The following is a 17,988-nucleotide window of genomic DNA, read 5'->3' as shown; positions in this document are numbered from 1 at the left end:
GAGCGCCTCCTATTCGGCTTTTACCTTCGTGCCCTCAGCCAAGTTATCTGCAGGCTTCACGATGATTTGTTGACTTGCTTTGATGTTGCCGTTAGGCATTACATAGAGCCAATCCTGGTTTTTCTCTTCTGTTTTCACTTCAACGAGATGCGCTGTGCTATTGTCTGCGGTGAACAGATACTCTTTTTGATCCTTTTTGATCACTGCACTTTTCGGCACTTCAAGACGACTTTGCTGTGAAGCATTCAGTTTGACCTCCGCCACCATCCCGGCAAACAACAAGCCATCTTTGTTATCGACTTTGACCTTAACAGGAAATGAGTTGCTGTTTGTGTTCGCTACCGGACTGACGAATGAGATTACGCCCTGAAAACTCTTATCCGGCACGTTTTGTACGCTAACGTCTACGGTCATGCCTTCTTTTACTTGTGTAATTTGGCTATCCACCACACTAAGCTCTACTTGGACTTGATCCATATTAACAAGCGAGAGGATCTGCACCCCGGCTTGTGCCAACTCACCTGGCGAAATGCCTTTCTTTACAATAACGCCGTCGATAGGAGCCGTAATTGTAGCATTGCTCAGCCCACTGTTCGCAAGCTCAAGAGTCGCATTCAGTCGCTCAACATCCGCTTGGAGCGCTTTAATCGTGTTTTCTGTCGGGCCGACTTTGGCAAGCTCCAGCTTGGCTTCGGCTCCTCTCAATTGTGCTTCGGCAGCTTTCTGCGCGCCTAAAGCCTGCTCGTAACCTGCTTTGGCCTTTTCATATTCGAGCGTTCCTTTATCCAAGTCATCTTGAGATACACTAGAGCTGCTCTCGAATGAATTGCGAAGACGATTGTAGGCGCTAGTAGCAAGCTCCAAACCTGCTTTAGCCTGCTCTACGGCCGCTGTCGTCTGCTGGTAGGCACCACCTGCTGCATGAATTGAACTCTGAAGTCCTGTAATCTCTTGCTGACGGGCACCCGCTTGCGTATCGGCCAATTTCGCCTGAGCTGCGCTGGTTGAGAATTCGGCTTGTTTGACCTGTTGAGTTAATTCGCTGGTCTCTAACTGTACAAGCACATCCCCTTTTTTCACCTTGCTGCCCTCTTGCACACGAACTTCAGCCACTTTACCGGATGCCTTCGAAACGATATTAATGCTCTGATCAGGAATTATTTTGCCATTCAGGCCCGCTGCTGCGCTTTGCCCCAACGTGATTACTTGAACAGGAACGACCGACGCTGCTGATTCTTCTGCTTCTATAGCCCCGCATGCGGGTAGAATTGCAAGGGTAGCAAGCATAAACACAGCGGGAACTATTAATTGGTTTAATCGATTCATTTGAACTGGCTCCTCTTTATTTAATTGCTCTTCAAGTGAATTTTGATATTTGTGCTGATTCCCGGCAATAGTTCAAGGCCTTGATGGTCTTCAATCGATATTTTGATAGGAACACGCTGGGTTACCTTGGTGAAATTACCGCTTGTGTTCGTTGAAGGGAGCAACGAGAAGGTGGACGCTGTAGCCCTGCTTATTTCTTTTACCTTCCCCGTCAACATCTTGCCTGGAAAATTATCCAATTTAATATCAACTTTTTGCCCTTCATGAATCTTGTTGATGGCGGTTTCCTCTATATTGGCTGACACAAACAGCTTATTGGGATCTACAATCATCGCTACTGCTTGGCCAACCGACGCCACTTCGCCAGTCTTGACCAAAGTCTTGATAACCGTGCCTTCTATAGGAGATCTTAATGCCGCTTGGTCCATGCTGCTTGTGGCCAAATTGTTACTATCCTGTTGCCCGACAATCTGATCGGCAAGAACATGCGCACCTTCGTCGACCTGCAGGGAGGTCACCTTGCCGGTAATACGTGGCATCACTTTGTAGATATCGCCAGCCAGTCGGGAATCCTCGGTAGAGATGAAGTTCTGACCTTCATACCAGAAATATCCGGCAATACTGCCTCCACCAAGAACGATAACGGTTAAAATCACATACAACATAAGTTTTCGTTTCATGTTTTCTCCTCTTTCTTCTTTTCCATATGTCTTTTAACATTTGTTCTTAACAATCGTTTTTAACGATCGTTAAACTCTATGGAGGTTATTATATGACCTCATTATTAGAGCCGTCAATGAAAATTTTTCCGACAACCGATTCCACAAAAATGAAATGGCCCGCGATCCTTTTTGAGGAATCGCAGGCGTTTGACTAAAGTGATATTCTCCTTTAAAATTCGTTAGAACAGGTGTTGCTAACAACTGTTAAACGGAGGTGCAGTTGATTCCTATATGAACAAACAAGAAATCGATGTTAAACACAAAATTATCATATCTGCTAAAAAGCTGTTCTCCGAACAAGGCTACGAAGGGACGAGCGTCAGAAAGATTTGTGACGAGGCCGGTGTTTCATTGCCGCTGATTTCGTATCATTTCGGAGGTAAGGAAAACGTATTTCTCGCCATTCTTGAACCGCTTGAGAAACTGCCCTTTTCTGCCGAGACCGGAGATCCCAAGCAAGATTTGCAGAATTATATCGAGGTTATGATTGCTTTTTATCGGCAAGAACGGGAAATTTCACAGATCATTAGACAAGAACTAGCCATGAATAGTACAAGAGCGGACAAAATCATTACGTTTATTCAAAACTCTACAAATAAATTAAAGAGTATTCTGGAGAACGGACGGGATCAAGGCATTTTTCAATATGAATCCATCTCCAATGCTTTGCGTTTCATCCTTGGATGCATGAGCATGATCTCAGTCTCCAATACAGGGATGCTCGAAGTGATCATTGGAGAAAAAGACGTCGGCGACTATCCGATTGAGAAAGAAGTTGTTGCATTTATCTACAAGGGAATTAGGAGTTAGCAGCTGCCCCCTTATACAAAGAGCCTCTACCACTTGGGTAAGGGGTTCTTTGAGCACGATTAAACTTTTCTCCATGATGAATAGAATCTATTTCTCAAAAGGAAAAACACCTCTCTTTGTCCAATTATTTTAATATGAATCTTACGTGGATTAGGAGGATTTATGGCAATGAAACTAAATATTTCACAGCCCGAACTGTTCTCTCAAGTATTTGAATATTCTCCAATTGGTATGGCATTACTCTCAGCTCAAGGAAATTGGCTGCAAGTGAATTCATCCTTATGCCGAATTACTGGTTATTTGGAATCAGACTTCCTTGGCATGACCATTCAAGACATCACTCATCCAGAGGATTTAGAGACAACACGGCAGGTAAGTAATCAATTTCTAGATGGCAAGATCGATAGCTTCCAGATGGAGAAACGTTTTATCCACAAAAATGGTTCCACCGTATGGGTATTACTGGCCATCAATTGCATGAGAGACAATAATAGACTGCCCTTACTTTTTATTACTCAAATAAAGGACATTACGGAAAGAAAGCTAGCTGAAGAAGATCTTAAAGCGAAAACAGAACAATTGGAATCCTTTATTGAAAATAATGCAGATGCCATTTGGATGATCGATGGAGAGGATACACTTTTAGAAGTGAACCCTGCCTTTGAAACGCTATTTGGTTGGTCCGCTGAAGAAGTTAAAGGCAACAAGCTGCCTATCATTCCTGACTTTCTCAAGGATTCCATAGACAGAATTCACCAAGGAATTAAAGCGGGAGAAACTGTTGTGGGTTTGGAGACAACCCGCCAACGCAAAGACGGCATATTAATCCATGTGGAGGCAACACTATCCCCCCTTCGGGATCGTGGTGGAATGATCATAGGAATCACAGGGATTTGTCGAGACGTTACAGCTAAAAAGCTTGCCGAAGAGGAACTTAAAGCTAAAACAGAGCAGTTGGAGTCGTTCATCGAAAATAACGCGGATTCCATTTTAATTTTCAATAACGAAGGTTTTGTTCAAAGAGTAAATGAAGCTTTTGAACATATTTTCGGATGGTCTAAGGAAGAAGTTACTGGCGTTCAATTACATCTCCTTCCTTTCATTCCTGCTGAATGCTTAGAGGAGTTCAAGCATAGTCGTGAACAAGTGCTAACTGGACAGTCTGTAAATGGCATCGAAACGAAGCGATTACATAAAAATGGGGATTTGTTGAACGTGGTCTTAACCGCTTCACCTATTTTTGATGGTAAAGGAAATCAGATTGGTTGGTCCGTTATCTTTAGGGATATTACGAAGTGGAAAATTGCGCAAGAACACCTTCAGAATTCAGAGAAACTATCGGTAGCTGGGCAATTAGCCGCTGGAATCGCTCATGAGATCAGGAATCCTATTACCTCTATCAAAGGATTCATTCAATTAATGAAATCAGGATTTGGAGATAAGCCCATCTATTTCGATATTATAACCTCCGAAATCGAACGGATTGAATTGATTCTTAGCGAACTATTAATACTGGCGAAGCCGCAATCCATTAAATTTGAGAGAACAGATATACGCGTGTTGTTAAGACAAGTTATGACGCTTTTGGACTCACAAGCGATCCTAAACAATGTTGAATTTTTGGCTGAGTTCAAGCCGGGAGTTACCCATCTTTACGGCGATGAAAATCAATTGAAGCAAGTTTTTATCAATTTCATCAAAAACGCCATTGAATCCATGCCGAGTGGCGGTAAAATAACGATTGAAGTCAATAGCGATAATGAGCAAGAGATGATCATTCGTCTGGCTGACCAAGGCTGCGGGATTCCCAAAGAAGTTCTCTCCAAATTAGGGCAACCTTTTTATACAACCAAAGAAAATGGAACAGGGCTAGGTTTTATGGTGAGCAAAAAAATCATTGAGAATCACTCCGGCACAATCAATGTTGAAAGTGAAGTAAATGTAGGCACAATCATTGAAATAACACTACCTTTTTCCTGTTAACTACCATGCCAGCTCGTAGCAATCCGAAGACCGACTCAACCACTTGAGCCGGTCTTTTCACAACCTTATTTCTGATCTTCTGATCGTAAGAATCGCTGCGTAACCTTCATCAAAATTAGCCCGACCCATAACCCTATTGGAGCACAAATCATAGGAAGCCATATCGGACCAAGCAGCACATTTTTTATACGAAACGTTGAGGAATACATCACACCGACCGTAACCAAGTAGGCTGAGAAAGCGAATGGCATACACATTAATGGCCTTTTTTCACCCATCGCCTCTCGGTAAGCATCCCACATAGCAAAAAAGTAGAGACAAGGATAAAACATTAACCACTGATAATTGGTTAGTTGCGTTGCTTTCTCCGTATTCCCTTGAAAACTTAACATAATAGCTGTATTAAAGTTAGATTGGACATTGATTAATATTTCTAATCCAATGAAAAGAACACCTTTTGCAATCTTCCCATCCAAAAGTTGAGGGAATCCTGGCAGTGCGATGCTCCATAAAATTTTCTCAAGTTCATCTTTTGTCATAGGGGTCTCTTCTTTATTTGATTTTACTGCTTTATTAGTTGTTTGCGGTCCTCCATTTGCATATTCAGTTGATCTTTTATAGATGTTTTGAGTAACGACGGTTAATCCCTCATAAATATCCATCACTTCGCCTTGCTTTGTTAAAACCAACAGGTAACAATCCCTTGTTTTTCAAACAAATCAATAATTTTACTCACATAATGATCAAGATCCTGCCATAAGCCCCCCCCTAATATTTCTTGCTTCATGATCTTCCGTTTTCGCTATGAAGTAATCCAACACCCGAAGAATAAGCGTTTTTGCTGATAAGTAAGCCACAGCGTCCCTAGCTCTGATGAGCTTATTAAGTCTGCTTTCTTGATCATACATTCATCTCCATTTCCAGTGCAGCCCTCCGGAGCTCTCCATCATCTTATTTTCTTCTTGTTTCTGTGATTAAAATTTATGACCAATTCCCGATCGACATCAAAGTGGAGCACGTTGCTCTGCGTTAGGTCAACGAACCCTTTCACAAGAATTGCAATGGCAACTAATACGATTAACGACTTCCAATAAGACCATCTCACCAAATCATACATGTCAAGTGACACAAAGATGGGCTCACCGACATACGCAATAACTAGCGAAACCACTACATCAGCAATCAGGAAAGATTTCCAGGTAGCAAACTTCTGATACATATACGCAACAATAGAAGGAACAACAAAAAAGTCGACGGCATTTAAGTTCTCAGTAAATGGTATCAGCTGATGCGGGTATCGCCACAAGTCGAAAAACTTGCCGACTTGGTCCACCGCCCCAACGATGAATAATCCGGTCATGAAGGCCAGTACGGTGCTGAGTGTCCTTTTTCGATCCATAAAGACGAGTAGCAACGCAACAAAAAGCACATTCACAATGACGATGATCCACCACTGAAATGAAAATACATCATGCTGCTGCCACCAATCGAACTCCATTCGGCTCTCTTTAATGTTTAATTCATCTATTTCATTTGGCATATCTTTCTCCCTATACATTTCAAACTTAAATCCATGTTCCTTATTATTAAACAGGAAGACAAAAATATGTATAGTTGGGAAATATTATTTTCATTTGTGCTACCCAGAACAAAAAAAGAGTCCCGCAGCAGCAGGCTGGGGATCTCAGGTTTATATTCATTTAATCGGAACTTACGGAATAGAGCATGGTCCAACCGTTGAAATGTTTTATCGACTCTGTAAACAAATATATCATCTCAATTAAGGAATAAATGACCACCCATAATCCAATAAACCGAGGTATATCAACATAGTAGAGAAATACAACATTGTTGAGTGATATTTTTGCCAGTTTCTCCAATCTCCCAAACGCCATGCCGCAACAATAAATACGATAGCCAAAGTAATGAATAGCATTGGATTACCTCATAACTTTGAAATCTTTTAGTTTTTTCTGTTAGGGTTCCCCAACCCATTTTTACGTATACACTTTCCATACTTATCTATGACAGCCAATTTGTACTGACAGCCGCGGGCCCCATACCTCCATTACGTACCGATAGGTATTTTATAATATTATTTTGCTAGGACTGTTTTGTCAACGTTCTTAATCCATTCAGCCTACCTTATCAAGAAAATCCTTGACAGTCCTCTTTTTTGAAAGTTATATTAAGTGGGTATCATTTCATACTCATCGGTATGTTATACACCTAATTTGCTACCGTGGACCAAGGAGGCGTTATTACACTGGATTCTACAGGAAAAAAGATTGAAACAGCACAAAAAGCGCTTATAGCATCAGCACCTGCATCTTTAATGTCTCGCAATGTTACCCTTTTATTTGCAATCGCCTGCGGACTGGCAGTCGCCAACATCTACTACGCACAACCCTTGCTAGACGATATTTCGAACGAGTTCGGTATTACTCATTCAACCGTCGGCCTTGTTATTACAATCACCCAAGTTTGTTACGCACTTGGACTGCTATTGCTTGTGCCTCTCGGCGATCTCTTAAATCGACGTTGGCTGATCACTGGACAGATGCTAGTATCCGTTCTGGCGTTGATAGCGGTTGGTACCGCCCCTACCAGCCTATTATTATTCATAGGCATTGCTGCTGTTGGATTGCTTGCCGTACTAACACAGACACTCGTTGCGTTTGCGGCTACTTTGGCTGCACCTTCCGAACGTGGGCGTGTCGTCGGTGTTGTGACAAGTGGAATCGTAATTGGCATTCTACTGGCGCGAACTTTCGCTGGCGTATTAACGGATTTAGCCGGTTGGCGTTCTGTCTACCTTGTTTCCGCGATATTAACGTTCATCATGGCATGTGTATTGTTCCGGATATTGCCGCATTATGTGCAGAAGATAGAATCAATTTCCTACCTGCAGTTGCTTCGTTCTATGCTCATGTTGTTCGCACAAGAACGAGTCCTACGAATCCGTGCTGCACTAGCCCTACTGATTTTTACCGCTTTCAGTATATTGTGGACTTCTCTGGTATTGCCTCTCAGCGCTCCGCCGTTTTCTCTTTCACATACAGCGATTGGAGCATTTGGTCTCGCTGGAGTTGCTGGGGCGTTAGCAGCAGCGCGAGCAGGTCATCTTGCCGATCGAGGGTTAGGGCAGAGGACCACCGGCATGGCACTTACGCTGTTACTTATCTCGTGGTTGCCAATAAGTTATACGCAACATTCGCTTCTCGCATTAATCGTTGGTATTGTCCTTCTTGACCTGGCCGTACAAGCCGTACATGTCACCAACCAGAGCATGATCCTAACTTTGCGCCCCGAGGCACGCAGTAGGCTTACTGCCGCTTACATGATTTTCTATTCCATTGGCAGCGCTGCCGGTTCAATCGCATCTACCACAATCTATGCTTACTCAGGCTGGAATGGAGTGTGCTTGTTAGGTGCAATTGTTAGTGCCTTGGCTCTTCTATTCTGGGCATTGACTCGTCGCCCTTAACCAAACATTTTCCGCATAAAAACAATCCACTTTCGAACCGCGAAAGACATATAGCTATCCCTCCACCTGATCATGGCCAAGTGCCACGGGATTACCGGCTCCTATCATCCAACTATCGAATCTCTCTAATGCATGGAAGACACCTATGAACATCGAGCTTCTGGGACAGGCATCGATTGCACTCAGAATCTATGCCTTAAGAGTAAACATGTAAAACCGGGCCCACAAGGGTCCCGGTCCTTATCCACTTAGCCGCCGTACCCGTTATCACTTAGTTGGGGTCACGAATATCGGATCAAACCTCCATTCACATGAACGACTTGCCCTGTGACATACATAGATTCATTAGCTGCAAGGTATACGTAGGCTGGTGCTATTTCGAAAGGTTGTCCTGCACGGCCGAGCGGGCTATCAGTACCTAAAGTGGCTACACGTTCTTTTGAGTAGGTGCTAACACTCAGTGGCGTCCATGACGGACCAGGAGCGACTGCATTGACCCGAATCCCTTTCTCAGCCAAAGACAGTGACATGCTGCGAGTAAAACTTACTATTGCGCCTTTCGTTGCAGAGTAATCAATGACATCCTTGTTTCCTTCGTAGGCGACTCTTGAAGTTGTATTGATGATGGAACTGCCTCTTGTCAAATAGGGTAAAGCCGCTTTAGTCAAATAAAATAAGGGGAATATATTAGTCCGAAATGTATTTTCAAGTTGTTCGTCGGAAATGTCCATTATACTGCCTGTAAAAGGATGAACCGCGGCATTATTGATCAAGATATCCAGTTTATTATAATGACTCAGCGTTTGAGCTATTATATCTGGTGAACTGGCTGGAGCACGAAGATCTCGTGCCAAAAGCAGACAGCGAACACCAAATTGCTCCACATAATTTTTGGTCTCTTCCGCATCTATATGTTCATTCAAATAGACGATAACTAGGTCGGCTCCTTCTTTCGCATATGCGGTTGCAACCGCACGTCCAAATCCGCTGTCGCCTCCAGTAATGATGGCTACCTTCCCTTTCAGTTTGCAGCTTCCCACATACCCAGGGTAATCAAATATAGGACGCGGCACCATGAGATATTCGAGACCAGGCACCTGATCCTGATGCTGTGGTGGAAAGGCTATTGGCTCCTGTATGACCTTCGTTTGATAACCAAGGAAGGGGTACACAGGATAGGAGAATTGCATGGTTAACCACCTCCGAATAATTGTATGCGAGCTGAGCCACATCTAAATCTATTCATGAGGGTTAAGAGATATGTGATTAATAGTCACAAATTATAGTTACCATTCGGGAGTTATGCCAGCTCGGCAATGCTCATTTCCAGAATATCCAGAGCTTCCTTTAGTTGATTTTCCGTAATAATCAAAGGAGGTGAAAGCGTAAGGACATTTCCCTTGGAAACTTTGAAATTAAGCCCTCTTGCCAAGCAGTTATACATAACGCGCTCTGCCTCTTGCACGGCAGGTTCCTTACTCACACGATCGGTTACGAGTTCAACAGCAACAAGTAAACCGATTTGACGAATATCTCCGATAATGGGATACATCTCCATCATGCCTTCCAAACGTTTCGCCATGAGCTCTGCGAGATGGTTGGCATGCTCCAGAAGATTCTCTTCCTCGATGACTCGGATGGTCGCAAGCCCTGCAGCTGCTCCTACCGGCGATTTCTCATGCGTGTAATGCCCGATCGACATTTGCTGCGCTTTGTTCAATTCTTCCTTCATGAGCAAAGCCGCCATAGGGAATACGCCGCCGCCCAAGCCTTTACCCAGCACCATCATGTCCGGTTCAATCCCGTAATGCTGGTAGGCGAACATTCTCCCTGTTCGACCAAACGCCGTTGCCGTCTCATCGACGATCAACAAAGCGCCATAACGATCGCAGAGTTCTCGAAGCTTCTTATAATAAGCGACAGGTGGAATTTGCACATCCGTGTTTCGAATGGTTTCAATGACTACGGCACCGATCTCTCCATCCTGTTCAAGCACATACTCAATAGGCTTCAAACATAAGGAGTGCGCTTCATCTTGACAGCCAAACACACAGCGATATGAGTTAAAAGGGATCACATGCTCAGCGCCAGGAAGTAATGGTCCTAAGCCGCGGCGGAAAGTTCCCTCTCCGCCTACTGATATCGCATCTAGCGATGCTCCGTGAAAGGCCCCCCACATCGATAATGTTTTGTATTTACCTGTTACTGCGCGTGCAAGCTTAAGCGCCATGCCGATGGCGGATGTTGCTCCTGGCGCGAAGAGAACTCTTTGCAAGGCTCCGTCTGTTAAAGCAACTAATTTATTAGCAAGCTCAATAGCAGGCAAATTCGTATATCTTCTCGTGCAAAAAGATAGCTGGTCCAACTGCTGTTTAACAGCTTCAATAACAGCCGGATGGCCAAAACCAAGCTGATGCACGTTATTTCCATGGAAATCCATTATTCTGCGTCCTTGACTATCTTCTACATAAATCCCTTCACACGAAGTGAGCACATTCAGACAAGGTGTAGACAACGTTTGGTGCAAAAAGACATCCTCGTCCTCTTGCAAGCTAGCTCGTGCTGCTTCATCAATATGAGCTGTCCACCATTCGCTCCTTGCTTCCGTTAAATTAATATCGCCTTCCGTTTTCATGAATGCGAGATGCTGTTGTTTGGTTGGCATATGTCACCTCAAGTTGGATTTGGTTGTTTCTATCCATATATCTTACACTGCGTTTGTTATCTCAATATTAAATACAAGTAATAATACGTGTTTTACATTTGTTTTATTTTGTTTTAATTGCGAAGTTGAGAAATAAAAAATGAGGTAATCGCCGCTTGGCAGCAAAGCTTTTTTTTGTTACAGGCTGTTGTGGCGTTGCCGTCACCGCCTCTCTAGTTACATCAGTACTGGGCTTCCGCGGCTGTGAGAGGAAGAGAATAAGTCGCTACTCCTACATCGTTCTATGTTGTACTTTGTGCAACCATTTAGCTGTAATTGGGCCTCAGCAAGCCTCTATATTGTACATTGTGCAGCCATTTAGGCACTAAACCGCTTACATCTCACCTTTTCGCAATAAATGGTTGTATTTTGTGCAATGAAAGACTGCATTCGCGGTCAGACCACACCATTATGTTGTATAAAATACAACGCAAGCCTTCGACTTTGCTGATCTGCCGTCCCTTTGCCTAATTCCTCACGTTTCGCATAAAATCGGCAGCATCGGCTGAATTAACTGGAGAAACTCCAGTAAATCTACCCGCACCCTGGTAGCCATATTTAACTGGAGAATTTCCCGTTATTCCCCCCACCAACCTGCATTAAATAAAGGGTAAGCTTCGCTTGTCCCAAACCATATAAATTCATATATGTAAAAAAAAACCGCCCAGTTCTCCTCGCGGAAGCCGGGCGGCATTCATCTATCCTTTAAAATAATCCGCTCTTTTCATAAAAATCTGTTCGACGGATTCAACAATTTTTCCGTCCAGCTCGGATATTCGTTTCACTTCGTTCCACTCCTTGTCCTGCGAGAAAGCTTCCCATTGTCTTGTCCGTTCTTCCATGCTTTCGTATTTCATCGTGTAATATAGCTTAGGCTGCTCCTCTAAATCCTCCCAGAAATCACACACCTGCATGCCAAGTCTGGCAAAAATACCAAGCGTATGTTCAGAAAAGCGCTTACGAATCGCATCGATTCTTCCTGGATGAATGGTATAGATTCTTAATTCGTAAATCATTCGTCATTCACCTCCGATCGCCTAACATTTTTTTACTCTATTTTAAAACGGAGGTGAATAGATAAAATCTTTACTTATAGCATCAAGCGATTTCAGAACGTCCTCCGTAAGTTCAAGGTTAACCGCCTTCACATTCTCATCAATTTGGTATTCGCGGGTCGCTCCGGCGATAACGGTGCTTACCGCAGGTTGGTGCAACAACCAAGCCAGCGAGAGGGCCGTGGCTGATGTACCGATCTCCGCAGCAATTTTGGCCACCTGTTCACCTAGCTCCACTCGGGCGGAGTTCACACGCCGCACAAAATTAGGGTTCATGTCCAATTGGGATCCGCTTGGTACAGAACCTCCAGAATATTTCCCTGTTAGAATCCCTCCTGCCAGTGGAAAATATGGAATGATTCCGATCCCCTGATCCACACAGAATGGAATCAGCTCCCTTTCCACACCACGATCAGCCAGTGAATATCCGGGTTGAACCGAAACATACTTGATCAGATGCTGACTTTCGCTTATGGCTAAGGATTTCATCATTTGCCACGCTGCATAATTCGAGGCCCCCACGTACCTCACTTTTCCGGATGTCACCAGATCATCCAATGTACGGAGAGTCTCGTCAAGCGATGTCATCGGATCAAAAACATGAATCTGGTACAGGTCAATGTAGTCCGTTCGCAAGCGGCGCAAACTACTTTCCAGTTCCTTCAGAATGTGCTGACGCGAGGAACCTCTAGTGTTAGGACCTTCTCCTAGCTTAATACCCACTTTTGTCGCAAAGAGCACTTCATGCCGTCGTCCTTCAAACGCTTCTCCAATGATCTCTTCCGATTTCGTGCCTGTATACACATTGGCAGTGTCAATGAACGTGATCCCATTGTCAACAGCGTGATGCAGGACTCGAATCGATGTGTTTTTATCTGCACGTCCACCGAATGCATTTGTACCCAAACCTAGCACCGAAACTTCCAATCCGCTTGTCCCTAAATTCCGATATCGCATAACAAATCCCTCCAGGTAATCGTTTTTATAAACTTTTTATAGCAGGATATATTTAGGTCTTTATCATTGCTCGATGACTATCGAATTCCTCATATTAGACCGTCTTTCCCTGTACAACACCATTCCGATGATAAGTAACGATAGCGCAACAAGAACGCTTGGGATAAAGAATATTCTGGGCGTTATCCCCTGAATGAATAGAGGTAAGAAATACCCGATTAAAGAAGCCGTCTGCGATATGAACACGTATAAGCTTGCCCCAAAACCGGTTCGGCTTAAAAACATCCGCTGCACATACCCCATAGCAACTCCGTAAAGAATCGAAACAAAGAAAGAATACAACGGCTGGACGACAAAGAAAACGGGAAGCGAGGTACTGCTCGTATAAGTTAAATAAGTGGCGAGCGCGAAACAACCGCCAAGAAAAATAATCCTCTTACTCCCGTACCGTGCCGCCAAATATCCGCCCATTGTCATGAAAAACAGCTCGAATACCGCCTGCGCGCTCCATATATAAGACATAATCTCTGGCTTGCCGAACAGCTTTAATACGACAAGCTGTAAATATAATCCTCGAATAGCATCGGCACAAGAGAGCATAAGCAGTGCAACCAGCATAACAAGGGAGAACGGTTCTCCTTTGACCACTTGCTTTGCTCCCAGTTCCCCCGTTGATTCCTTATACAACAGTAAGAGAACCACCAAACACACATAACCTGCCATATTGCCCCATAGTACACCTTTAAACGTTGCAATGAGGAAGATGTTCGCTCCAAGCAGCAGCCCCGCAAAAAATCCAATACTATAGGAGGCACGAAGCCATATTTGGGCCATCTCCACAATGTCACCGGCGCTACGGGCAAAATGATTTCTAGCCATGCCAAACAGTTGCCCCATAATCAATCCAGACGGTGCAACGGTGATCGTCATTCCAATGAGTGCACTCTGAAAACCAGTGGCATTCATATAGATGAACAAACCCATTATGCAAAGTAAGGCCGCAAATACCGGTAGTTGCTTCTTCTTTTTCAAACTGTCGCTGATCCAACCAACTGTAATCGTAATGACGATATTGCAGAACAGTGATACCGCGAAAACAACAACAATCTGTCCTTTTGAAAGCCCAATGCTCTCGTTGAGATATACAGCGTTCATAGGTGCTAAAATGCCTGTTCCTATACCGTATAGAAATAACATAGTAAGCAGCGTTCTTGCTCCGGGGATGGAAACAAACTTGCGAACATCACGAATAATTGGCATGAACACCTCTTGGCGATCCCTAATTAGTTCTAACATTAATTATAAGTAGTCATTCCTGTTATGAGAAGGAGTGAATATTTGTAAAGTAAGTTACCTTATTGTTACTTGCAAATGGCGTAGTACTTCCAAACGAAATGCGGTGGGCCAAGCTACAAGCCACTGGGAAACATCAAATGCGTCATGCCCCCATCTCGTGTGAAAGTAACCCTCGTCCTGACTTCCGGCGGGACGTCGTTTCTCCATTATGATGGTGTCACCATCGGAGATGCCAATTATTGCATTGGCCCATACTGCTTTTGCCCGCTCTCGCCATGTAGGATTATTCGTTAACTCAGCTAGTGTCAGCCAATCTTCCACAAAAGAAAGCGCATAGGGATCGATATGATGATGCTGTGTCGAAACGGAAGTCCCGCCGAAGGTATCATACTCTAATCGCCCCAACTCGCTATCTTTGTCGTAACCAACCGTGTGGTGCCACTGCCACGTAGCAAGATACCACGCAGCATGTTCCGCCCACGTCAGATAAGTTCGATTTGCAGTCGCCTTGAAGAGGCACAATCCGGATTTCAATAGCGGGATGGCCGATTCCTTGTCAATACAGGAAGTGTCAAGCGCTCCAGCCGTTGTATATCCGTTCTCCAGCAGCTCATTCATGTAGAATCGGCAGCCGGATTCAGCCGCTTCCAAGTAGGCCAGTTCACCCGTTAACTCATACGCCTTAACCAGAGGCGGCACGAGAAAACATCCAACCGTTCCTTCCGGATCGGCTAACGTTCCGTCATTCCGCCATGATTTGCCGATTCTCCCCTCTGGTGCTTGAACGCTTACAACGAAATCACAGATACCTAACGCTACCTCTCGATAGATGGGGCGATTCACTCCGCACCTTGCGGCTAACTGTTCCGCCTCAAATAGGTTCAGTGCCGCTGTACCCAAATTACAAGCATCCTGAACTTCCGCCTCTCCTCTCTTGTGGAGTAAATAATCATAATGACAATGGATCAAACCGTTGTCCAAACGGCCTTGTTCTACCCACTGGTCTAATACCGCAAGTCCGCGGCCTAAGGAATCGTGATTCCCGGATCGCAGGTAATCGCTAATAAAAGAGTTAGCCAGCGAAGCATTTTGCCCACACCAACCAATCTCATAATGCCTTACCTGCTGCCAGTCCCCATCTTTCCATGTTCGACCAATTGTAAATCCGCTGAAATCTCCATCTATTTTCCACAGACCATTCCGAGCATAATCTATGGAAAGCTCCCAGATCCTCTGCGCATCCATTCCTCGTTTAAGTGGTTCATCGTGTAGACGCCAAGCAAAGTCAAGCATTCGACGCCACGATACACGCGGGCGTTCACAGCGTTCAACCACTAAGTAAGCAGTGGCTTCGAACGTCTCCCCAGGTGACAGATGTAAAGTGCCACGATATGCTTCTGAGTAAGTGTCCCTGTAGGAATAAGTGAACGGCGATTCTTCCTCAGGCCAAAGCAGTCGATGAATAACTTGTCCAGATACTCGCTCAATCGAACATGAAAACCCTTTCATATCTTTAGGAGGCTCCCCGAAAAGTGCAATAGACCAGCCGTTGCCTTCTGAATAAGTCGCTCCCGGTACCGAAGTCCGATGCCAAGCGAATGTCCAGGGTTGTCCATTCTTGCTTAGCCCTTTGGGTTCCAAGCCTCTTCCCCATTCATTTCCATTGTAAGAGACAGCCGGAATCATATAATACTCGGGTTCGTAAGCCGTACCAAAGTCCATGCTTAATCGGCATGTCCGGGATGCCTTCCCTTGATTTACAAAAGTTCGACTCCAGCGAAATACACCTTCTTCGATCTCTTCCAAAGCATCCTTCACTTCCAAAGTAGCATCTCGAATTGGTAGTATCGTACCAATGACTTGCCCTTTAGAAGTTAAACACATGACTTGATCTTCTTCTCTTAATTGCCATTCATAATGAGCTCGCATAATGACCATCATCTCCCTTTGTCATTGCCGCTTCCAATAACATCGTAATGTTTATGCCACATAGAATGCAAGCAAAAAGAGGAGCCGCTACGCGACCCCTCAGTTATCTTTTTCCAGCCGTCTCAACCTAGGATTTGATTTGAACGATCATCTCAATTTCCACAGGGGTGTTAAAAGGTAAATCCGACGTGCCTATGGCTGATCTTGCATGTTTACCCTTTTCGCCAAAAACCAACTCCAACAGTTCCGATGCCCCATTAATGACATACGGTTGGTCCGTAAATCCATCGGCACTATTGACAAATGCCAATAACTTCACAATTTTATCTACTCGATCCAAATCACCCAAATGGGCTTGTAATACACCTAGAAGGTTAATCATTGTTTGCCGGGCTGCTTGTTGTCCCTGTTCGATCGTCAGATCCCTGCCTAGTTTTCCTTCAAAAATAAGTTTTCCATGATCACGGCAATCATTACCTGACGTATAGACCAGATTGTTAACCGTTACTGCTGGAACATACATGGCTACAGGAACACCTGGAACTGGCAGCTCAATACCTAATTCTTTTAATCTGTTTGAAATTACACTCATGGTTGTCCTCCGTAAATTTCTATATTATTTTATCTTAATCCAAATAATTTATTACATAAATGTATAATTATATAAATAATATGTTAACTACGACAGAAAAACTAAGTTGTGGAAAATGGAGCGAATCCTTTTGATAGCCGTGTTGGAACGAGTTGGATGTACGCGATTCGTCAAAAGTACGGCAAACACATCATTTTCTGGGTCCATCCATATACTGGTCCCCGTAAAACCGGTATGCCCATACGAGGACATGGAGAACAAATCACCCGCAGGAGAATCATGACTGTCCTTACCTTGCCATCCGAGCCCTCTGGCCAATCTTAAAGATGACGTCTGATTGTTAGTCATCAGTCGAACCGTCTCTGGCTGTAAAAAACGGCCTTGTGCCGTTTCTCCTAACCGGAGCATCGTTTGGCATAGCCGACTCATATCCTGGGCTGTGCTGAACAAGCCGGCATGACCTGCAATTCCTCCCAATACAACAGCATTCTCGTCATGAACTTCTCCGATGACGGTCGTACGGCGCCATTCGCAATATTCAGTTGCAGCAATGCGAGGGTGCAAATGTACGCCCGGATTAAACAGGGTTTGGTTCAACCCTAATGGCTCCAATACCATCTGCTTAAGCACGACATCCAGACTGGCTCCAGCAATCGCTTCAATGATTTCCCCCAATATCATGTAACCTTGCGAGGAATATTCCACATCGGTGCCAGGCGCGTATCGCAGCGGAAGGTTCCTCACAGCAGCCAACAGCTCCTCTTTCGTAGGCGATTTCTGATATAAGGGCTGCTGTCCAGGTATCCCGCTAGTATGCGAGAGCAATTGACGGAGCGTAAGGTTGGCTTTATCCGTGTCTTTGTAGCCGGGCAAAAAATGAGCAATCCCATCATCCAAATAACATTCACCCTGCTCTAGCATGACCATTAAAGGCAGCACGGCGATTGGTTTGGTCACGGAAGCCAAATCCCATATACTATCGGGTTGTACCGCTGGTCCATTCCAAAAGAGCGTTCCTACCGTGCCCTGCTCTGTCACGCTGGTTGAACTTCCAAAGGCATATGCTGCACCGGAAAATGCTTCCTCATCACGGGCCTTCTGCAATAACTGAGTTATTCTGCTCATTC

The 17,988-nt window shown here is 44.5% G+C and carries 15 protein-coding genes; 3 read left to right on the top strand and 12 right to left on the bottom strand.

The genetic code is table 11. The features are described from left to right. Window positions 1–9: 9 nt before the first annotated feature. Together AC58VC_RS17995 and AC58VC_RS17990 are read right to left on the bottom strand one after the other, a co-directional pair. Window positions 10–1,326 carry an efflux RND transporter periplasmic adaptor subunit gene (locus tag AC58VC_RS17995; RefSeq protein ID WP_497370169.1) on the bottom strand — a complete coding sequence of 439 codons (1,317 nt, stop codon included), beginning with the start codon at window positions 1,324–1,326 and terminating at the stop codon, window positions 10–12. Between the two features lie 20 nt (window positions 1,327–1,346). Beyond that, window positions 1,347–2,006 (bottom strand): HlyD family secretion protein, encoded by a 660-nt coding sequence (locus AC58VC_RS17990; RefSeq protein WP_497370167.1) that lies wholly within the window; start codon window positions 2,004–2,006, stop codon window positions 1,347–1,349. A gap of 273 nt (window positions 2,007–2,279) precedes the next feature. Here AC58VC_RS17990 and AC58VC_RS17985 point away from each other — a divergent pair, with 273 nt between their 5' ends. Continuing rightward, window positions 2,280–2,858, top strand: coding sequence for a TetR/AcrR family transcriptional regulator (locus AC58VC_RS17985; RefSeq protein WP_497370166.1), 579 nt, complete (start codon window positions 2,280–2,282; stop codon window positions 2,856–2,858). 168 nt (window positions 2,859–3,026) lie between these two features. Next, the gene (locus AC58VC_RS17980; protein WP_497370165.1) at window positions 3,027–4,841 is read left to right on the top strand and encodes a PAS domain S-box protein; all 1,815 of its coding nucleotides are present in this window, start codon (window positions 3,027–3,029) and stop codon (window positions 4,839–4,841) included. Window positions 4,842–4,906: 65 nt separating this feature from the next. On the opposite strand, the gene AC58VC_RS17975 is transcribed toward AC58VC_RS17980, so the two are convergent. Both AC58VC_RS17975 and AC58VC_RS17970 read right to left on the bottom strand, forming a co-directional pair. Continuing rightward, window positions 4,907–5,530 (bottom strand): hypothetical protein, encoded by a 624-nt coding sequence (locus AC58VC_RS17975; protein ID WP_497370163.1) that lies wholly within the window; start codon window positions 5,528–5,530, stop codon window positions 4,907–4,909. A gap of 257 nt (window positions 5,531–5,787) precedes the next feature. Further along, the gene (locus tag AC58VC_RS17970; RefSeq protein WP_497370162.1) at window positions 5,788–6,381 is read right to left on the bottom strand and encodes a CBO0543 family protein; all 594 of its coding nucleotides are present in this window, start codon (window positions 6,379–6,381) and stop codon (window positions 5,788–5,790) included. A 795-nt stretch (window positions 6,382–7,176) separates the two neighbouring features. Between AC58VC_RS17970 and AC58VC_RS17965 the strand changes: the two genes are divergently transcribed. Then, the gene (locus AC58VC_RS17965; RefSeq protein ID WP_497370161.1) at window positions 7,177–8,328 is read left to right on the top strand and encodes an MFS transporter; all 1,152 of its coding nucleotides are present in this window, start codon (window positions 7,177–7,179) and stop codon (window positions 8,326–8,328) included. A gap of 281 nt (window positions 8,329–8,609) precedes the next feature. Here AC58VC_RS17965 and AC58VC_RS17960 read toward each other — a convergent pair whose 3' ends face one another. From AC58VC_RS17960 to AC58VC_RS17925, 8 genes are all read right to left on the bottom strand, one after another. Then, complete coding sequence (locus AC58VC_RS17960) at window positions 8,610–9,518, bottom strand: SDR family oxidoreductase (protein ID WP_497370160.1); 909 nt, start codon at window positions 9,516–9,518, stop codon at window positions 8,610–8,612. Between the two features lie 110 nt (window positions 9,519–9,628). Then, window positions 9,629–10,993, bottom strand: a complete 1,365-nt coding sequence (gene pbfA / locus AC58VC_RS17955; RefSeq protein ID WP_497370158.1) for a (R)-1-hydroxy-2-aminoethylphosphonate ammonia-lyase — start codon at window positions 10,991–10,993, stop codon at window positions 9,629–9,631. Window positions 10,994–11,730: 737 nt separating this feature from the next. Next, a complete protein-coding gene (locus AC58VC_RS17950) occupies window positions 11,731–12,048 on the bottom strand; it encodes an NIPSNAP family protein (protein ID WP_497370157.1) in 318 nt (105 codons plus the stop codon). A 42-nt stretch (window positions 12,049–12,090) separates the two neighbouring features. Then, a complete protein-coding gene (locus AC58VC_RS17945; protein WP_497370155.1) occupies window positions 12,091–13,044 on the bottom strand; it encodes an aldo/keto reductase in 954 nt (317 codons plus the stop codon). A gap of 63 nt (window positions 13,045–13,107) precedes the next feature. Next, complete coding sequence (locus AC58VC_RS17940; RefSeq protein ID WP_497370154.1) at window positions 13,108–14,304, bottom strand: MFS transporter; 1,197 nt, start codon at window positions 14,302–14,304, stop codon at window positions 13,108–13,110. A 90-nt stretch (window positions 14,305–14,394) separates the two neighbouring features. Further along, window positions 14,395–16,278, bottom strand: a complete 1,884-nt coding sequence (locus tag AC58VC_RS17935; RefSeq protein WP_497370153.1) for a hypothetical protein — start codon at window positions 16,276–16,278, stop codon at window positions 14,395–14,397. A gap of 118 nt (window positions 16,279–16,396) precedes the next feature. After that, on the bottom strand, window positions 16,397–16,861 hold the full coding sequence (locus AC58VC_RS17930) for a RidA family protein (RefSeq protein ID WP_497370151.1): 465 nt from the start codon (window positions 16,859–16,861) through the stop codon (window positions 16,397–16,399). A gap of 87 nt (window positions 16,862–16,948) precedes the next feature. Continuing rightward, a complete protein-coding gene (locus AC58VC_RS17925) occupies window positions 16,949–17,986 on the bottom strand; it encodes a serine hydrolase domain-containing protein (protein ID WP_497370150.1) in 1,038 nt (345 codons plus the stop codon). Window positions 17,987–17,988 lie beyond the last annotated feature (2 nt).

This window comes from Paenibacillus sp. J22R67, assembly GCF_059692175.1.
This window is presented reverse-complemented; position numbering and strand designations above follow the sequence as displayed.

What these genes read in the sequence shown, in the direction of transcription:
- AC58VC_RS17950 (WP_497370157.1), bottom strand. Translation starts at nt 12,048, where the DNA reads ATGATTTACGAATTAAGAATCTATACCATTCATCCAGGAAGAATCGAT.
- AC58VC_RS17935 (WP_497370153.1), bottom strand. Translation starts at nt 16,278, where the DNA reads ATGGTCATTATGCGAGCTCATTATGAATGGCAATTAAGAGAAGAAGAT.
- AC58VC_RS17930 (WP_497370151.1), bottom strand. Translation starts at nt 16,861, where the DNA reads ATGAGTGTAATTTCAAACAGATTAAAAGAATTAGGTATTGAGCTGCCA.
- AC58VC_RS17970 (WP_497370162.1), bottom strand. Translation starts at nt 6,381, where the DNA reads ATGCCAAATGAAATAGATGAATTAAACATTAAAGAGAGCCGAATGGAG.
- AC58VC_RS17985 (WP_497370166.1), top strand. Translation starts at nt 2,280, where the DNA reads ATGAACAAACAAGAAATCGATGTTAAACACAAAATTATCATATCTGCT.
- AC58VC_RS17960 (WP_497370160.1), bottom strand. Translation starts at nt 9,518, where the DNA reads ATGCAATTCTCCTATCCTGTGTACCCCTTCCTTGGTTATCAAACGAAG.
- AC58VC_RS17940 (WP_497370154.1), bottom strand. Translation starts at nt 14,304, where the DNA reads ATGCCAATTATTCGTGATGTTCGCAAGTTTGTTTCCATCCCCGGAGCA.
- AC58VC_RS17945 (WP_497370155.1), bottom strand. Translation starts at nt 13,044, where the DNA reads ATGCGATATCGGAATTTAGGGACAAGCGGATTGGAAGTTTCGGTGCTA.
- pbfA (WP_497370158.1), bottom strand. Translation starts at nt 10,993, where the DNA reads ATGCCAACCAAACAACAGCATCTCGCATTCATGAAAACGGAAGGCGAT.
- AC58VC_RS17990 (WP_497370167.1), bottom strand. Translation starts at nt 2,006, where the DNA reads ATGAAACGAAAACTTATGTTGTATGTGATTTTAACCGTTATCGTTCTT.
- AC58VC_RS17925 (WP_497370150.1), bottom strand. Translation starts at nt 17,986, where the DNA reads ATGAGCAGAATAACTCAGTTATTGCAGAAGGCCCGTGATGAGGAAGCA.
- AC58VC_RS17980 (WP_497370165.1), top strand. Translation starts at nt 3,027, where the DNA reads ATGAAACTAAATATTTCACAGCCCGAACTGTTCTCTCAAGTATTTGAA.
- AC58VC_RS17995 (WP_497370169.1), bottom strand. Translation starts at nt 1,326, where the DNA reads ATGAATCGATTAAACCAATTAATAGTTCCCGCTGTGTTTATGCTTGCT.
- AC58VC_RS17965 (WP_497370161.1), top strand. Translation starts at nt 7,177, where the DNA reads ATGTCTCGCAATGTTACCCTTTTATTTGCAATCGCCTGCGGACTGGCA.